This window comes from Micromonospora sp. 4G55 (assembly GCF_016803375.1).
On the sequence record NZ_JAEVHN010000826.1, the window covers coordinates 1 to 2,414 of the forward strand.

A 2,414-nucleotide genomic window follows, 5' to 3' on the forward strand; every position below is an offset into this window, starting at 1 on the left:
TCGCGGCGCACCTGCAGTGGCACCTGGAGCGCGCGCTACGCTCGCTGCCGCTGGTCGACCGGGGTGCCCCGGCGGCCGGCGCGGTCCCGTCACCCGGCGGTGGCGTGGCCGGTCCGGTTCCGCCGCCGCCCGGCGTCGGGGCCGGCGTGGACGGCGTGGACAGGGAGATGACCGAGTGGATCCGATCGTTGAGGGGCGGCCGGCGCGCGCCGGTGCCGCCGACACCGCACCCGTCGGGCGCCCGGCCGCCGGCGCTGCCCGCCGAGGCGGTGCCGAAGCACGTCGCGGTGGTGATGGACGGCAACGGCCGATGGGCCAAGGAGCGCGGCCTGCCCCGCACCAAGGGTCACGAGGCGGGGGAGTTCAGCCTCTTCGACACCATCGAGGGCGCGATCGAGCTGGGCATCCCCTACCTGTCGGCGTACGCGTTCTCCACCGAGAACTGGCGGCGCTCGCCGGACGAGGTCCGGTTCCTGATGGGCTTCAACCGGGACGTCATCCGCCGCCGCCGCGACCAGCTCGTCGACCTCGGCGTGCGGGTGGTCTGGTCGGGCCGGGCGGGGCGGCTGTGGAAGAGCGTCATCTCCGAGTTGCAGACCGCCGAGGAGATGTCCCGCGGCAACTCGACGCTGACCCTGCAGTTCTGCGTGAACTACGGCGGCCAGGCGGAGATCGCCGACGCCGCCGCCGCGATCGCCCGCGACGTGGCCGCCGGTCGGCTCGACCCGGCGAAGGTCAATGAGAAGACGGTGGCGAAGTACCTCTACCACCCGGAGATCCCGGAGGTGGACCTCTTCCTGCGTCCCTCCGGTGAGGAGCGGATCTCCAACTTCCTGCTCTGGCAGACGGCGTACGCGGAGCTGGTGTTCCTCGACACCCTCTGGCCGGACTTCGACCGCCGGCACCTCTGGTACGCCTGCGAGCTGTACGCGCAGCGGGACCGCCGGTTCGGGGGCGCGCTGCCCAACCCGGTCGCCCCCAAGGTGTAGACGTCGCCGGGCTCGTGATTGTCCGAGCGTCGGGTGGGGTACCTCTTGGGGTAGCAGCCAAGACGCGGAGGTGAACCCACATGATTCAGAAGCGGATTGCCCAGTGGGCGGTCATGGCGGTCGCCGTGCCGCTGGCCGCGGCCGGTGCGCGCCGGCTCAGCCACACGCTGGAGGCCCGCCGGGGCCCGACCGGCGTGAGCCGACTGCTCAGCAAGGGCGCGGACATGCTGCGTCCGCAGAAGGCCAAGCGTCGCCGATTCTGGTGACCGGCCTGCCTTTCGTTCCCGACTGCGGGACTCCGCTGCGCCGCGTTCCTCGCGCTCACCAGCGACGCCCGCATCACGCGTCGGCGCCGCTCCCTCGGGGGCGGCGCTGACGCGTTCCGGCCGGTCGACGCGGCCCGCGCGCGTACGATCGGCGCAGGGCGCGCCGCCCGGGCGCGTCCGCCACGGGGGTGGGCATGCCGGATCTCCGGTACAAGATGATCATGGCGCTGAACGCCGCCGACCTGGGCAGCCCGATCTGCGAACAGGTCGCCGGGATCTGCGCCGAGATCGCCGAGCAGCACTGCGCCGAGCTGGGGCACGCCCCGAGCGTGCGCTCCGGCGAGATCGCCGAGCTGGCCACCGGTGAACCGGCGCTGACCTGGGCGCCGAACGAGACCGGGCAGCGGGCCTGGTGAGCGCGCTGGCGCCGAGCCCGGCGGTGGACGTCCGCCGGGCCGAGGACCGGTTCAAGACCCGACTGTCCTGGCTCGACTCGAAGCACTCCTTCTCGTTCTCCCGGCACTACGACCCGGCCAACACCCACCACGGACTGCTGCTGGTCAACAACGACGACATCGTCCACCCGGGCACCGGGTTCGAGACCCACCCGCACGAGGACATGGAGATCGTGACCTGGGTGCTGCGCGGCTCGCTGGTGCACCAGGACTCCACCGGGCACTCCGGTGTCATCTATCCCGGGCTGGCTCAGCGGATGAGCGCCGGCACCGGCATCATGCACTCGGAGAAGAACGACTCCTGGCGGCTGGACGGCCGGGAGCCGCACGGCGACCCGGTCCACTTCGTGCAGATGTGGGTGTTGCCCGACACCGACGGCGTCGACCCCGGCTACGAGCAGCTGGAGATCGGCGACGAGCTGCTGCGCGGCGGCCTGGTGCCGGTCGCCTCCGGCATGGACCGGTACGACGGCGCCTCGGCGATTCGGATCCGCAACCGGTACGCCACCCTGCACGCCGCCCGGCTCGCCGCCGGCGACGAGGTGACCCTGCCCGACGCGCCCTACCTGCACCTCTACGTGCCCAGCGGCGCGGTGACCCTGGAGGGCGCCGGCCGGCTCGGCGCGGGCGACGCCGCCCGGATCACGATGACCGGCGGCCACCGCGTCAGCGCCACCGAACCCGCCGAAATCCTGGTCTGGGAA

General features: G+C 72.8%; 4 protein-coding genes and 1 pseudogene. All 5 read left to right on the top strand.

All coding sequences use genetic code 11. The features are described from left to right. Nucleotides 1–167, top strand: a pseudogene (locus tag JNW89_RS39635) (DNA repair protein RecO); the annotation flags it as partial. Continuing rightward, the gene (locus JNW89_RS34780; protein ID WP_238452258.1) at nt 168–989 is read left to right on the top strand and encodes an isoprenyl transferase; all 822 of its coding nucleotides are present in this window, start codon (nt 168–170) and stop codon (nt 987–989) included. An 80-nt stretch (nt 990–1,069) separates the two neighbouring features. Next, entirely contained in the window at nt 1,070–1,255 is a 186-nt protein-coding gene (locus tag JNW89_RS34785; RefSeq protein WP_088960799.1) for a hypothetical protein, read from the top strand. Between the two features lie 194 nt (nt 1,256–1,449). Next, on the top strand, nt 1,450–1,671 hold the full coding sequence (locus JNW89_RS34790) for a thioredoxin reductase (RefSeq protein ID WP_088960800.1): 222 nt from the start codon (nt 1,450–1,452) through the stop codon (nt 1,669–1,671). Beyond that, on the top strand, nt 1,668–2,414 hold a 747-nt coding region (locus JNW89_RS34795; protein WP_238452257.1), incomplete at its 3' end, for a pirin-like bicupin family protein. The genes JNW89_RS34790 and JNW89_RS34795, both read left to right, overlap by 4 nt.

What these genes read in the sequence shown, in the direction of transcription:
- JNW89_RS34780 (WP_238452258.1), top strand. Translation starts at nt 168, where the DNA reads ATGACCGAGTGGATCCGATCGTTGAGGGGCGGCCGGCGCGCGCCGGTG.
- JNW89_RS34785 (WP_088960799.1), top strand. Translation starts at nt 1,070, where the DNA reads ATGATTCAGAAGCGGATTGCCCAGTGGGCGGTCATGGCGGTCGCCGTG.
- JNW89_RS34790 (WP_088960800.1), top strand. Translation starts at nt 1,450, where the DNA reads ATGCCGGATCTCCGGTACAAGATGATCATGGCGCTGAACGCCGCCGAC.